Raw genomic sequence first — 1,956 nt, 5'->3', positions numbered from 1 at the left:
CTCTCGGGCTTTCCTCCGGGCGCTTCCCTTCGGTCTTGCGTTTCCGACTCTATCAGACCGTTTCACCGGCCGATTTCCTCGGGGTCCTGCTGGTTTTGCTTTCGCTTTCCGGCCTTTCGGCTTTCCGGCGATCTCGACTCTATCAGATCCTTTCGGGCCCGATTTTCGGTCGATCGCCCCGCGTCAGCGGAGTTCAATGCTGTGTCGTCGCGACTGTTGGGCCGTTCCGACGTCCCGAACGTTAGCGGAATCGCTGGGCAATTCCTAATCGACCGGACCGAATTGAATTCGGGCACGCCGAATCAATCCCGTCAGGGGATCGTGCTGGTGTTGGGGTGCCGCCTGGGCGGCTGAGGTGCTGTCGTGAACCGTGTGACGGCCCGGACAACTCGAAGGACCTTACGCCACGGTCGGCGGTCGTACAAACCCGGGGGGCGGTGCTCCGGCGGAGACCGCCGGAGCACCGCCCCGTCGTGGTGCGCACAGCCGCGCTACGCGCCCAGCGGCTCCTTCTCCAGGGACGTGCCACCCGTGCCGCCGTCGCGCGGGGTGGGGACGTCGGAGGAGTCGTCGTGGCCGGAGTCGAGCAGGGTGCGCTCGTCGAAGGGGAGGTCGCCGGCGAGGACGCGCTGGACGCGTTCGCGGTCGACCTCGCCGGTCCAGGTGCCGATGAGCAGGGTGGCCACCGCGTTGCCCGCGAAGTTGGTGAGGGCGCGGGCCTCGCTCATGAAGCGGTCGATGCCGATGATGAGGCCGACCCCGTCGACCAGGCCCGGCTTGTGGGACTGGAGGCCGGAGGCGAGGACGGCGATGCCGGAGCCGGAGACACCGGCGGCGCCCTTCGAGGCGACCATCATGAAGAGGAGCAGGCCGATCTGCTGGCCGATGCTCATGGGCTGGTCCATCGCGTCGGCGATGAAGAGGGACGCCATGGTCAGGTAGATCATGGTGCCGTCGAGGTTGAAGGAGTAGCCGGTCGGCACGGTGATGCCGACGACGGGGCGGCTGACGCCGAGGTGTTCCATCTTCGCGATGAGGCGGGGCAGCGCCGACTCGGACGAGGAGGTGGACAGGATCAGCAGGAACTCGCGGCCCAGGTACTTGAGGAGCGCGAAGATGTTGAAGCCGGTGGCCAGGCGCAGGACCGCCGCGAGCACGATGCCGACGAACAGCGCGCAGGTGACGTAGAAGCCGATCATGATCGTGGCGAGGGCCTTGAGGGCGTCGACGCCGGTCTCGCCGATGACGGCGGCCATCGCGCCGAAGGCGCCGATCGGGGCGGCCCACATGATCATGCCGAGGACGCGGAAGACGAGCTTCTGGATGTGCTCGATTCCGCGCAGGACGGGCTCGCCGGCGCGGCCCATGGCCTGGAGGGCGAAGCCGACGAGGAGGGCGACGAGGAGGGTCTGGAGGACCTCGCCCTGGGTGAAGGCGGAGACGAGGGTCGTCGGGATGATGCCGAGGACGAATTCGGTGGGGCCTTCGGCGGCGTCCTTGGCGGCGGTCTGGCCGACGTCCTTGGTGGCTTCGGTGAGGTGCATGCCGGAGCCGGGGTCGAGGATGTTGCCGACGACGAGGCCGATGGCGAGGGCGACGACGGACATCGCGATGAAGTAGCCGAGTGCGAGGCCGCCGACCTTGCCGATCTTGGCGGCCTTCCGTACGGAGCCGACGCCGAGGACGATCGTGCAGAAGATGATCGGCGAGATCATCATCTTGATCAGGTTGACGAAGCCCGTGCCGATGGGCTTGAGCTCCGTGGCGAAGTCCGGGGCGAGGAAGCCGACCGCGATGCCGAGCAGGACGGCGACGATGACGGCGATGTAGAGGTAGTGGGTGCGGTCCCGCTTCGCGGGGGCCTGCGGAGGGGCGGCGGGCGGTGGGGTCGCGGTCCCGTTCTCGGTGTCGGCCACGGTGTCTCCTGACGACGGCGTCGGGGGTGCTGGGGAGGCG

Annotated in this window: 1 protein-coding gene; it reads right to left on the bottom strand. The window is 68.1% G+C overall.

Features of this window, described 5'->3' with window-relative positions; genetic code table 11:
- Positions 1-491 precede the first annotated feature (491 nt).
- Complete coding sequence (locus GTW43_RS15520) at positions 492-1,916, bottom strand: cation:dicarboxylase symporter family transporter (RefSeq protein ID WP_161302563.1); 1,425 nt, start codon at positions 1,914-1,916, stop codon at positions 492-494.
- Positions 1,917-1,956: the final 40 nt, after the last annotated feature.

The organism is Streptomyces sp. SID5785 (assembly GCF_009870065.1).
In the GTDB taxonomy this organism is placed as follows: Bacteria; Actinomycetota; Actinomycetes; order Streptomycetales; family Streptomycetaceae; genus Streptomyces.
Note: the sequence above shows the minus strand (reverse complement) of the source record. Positions and strands in the feature narration are given on the sequence as shown.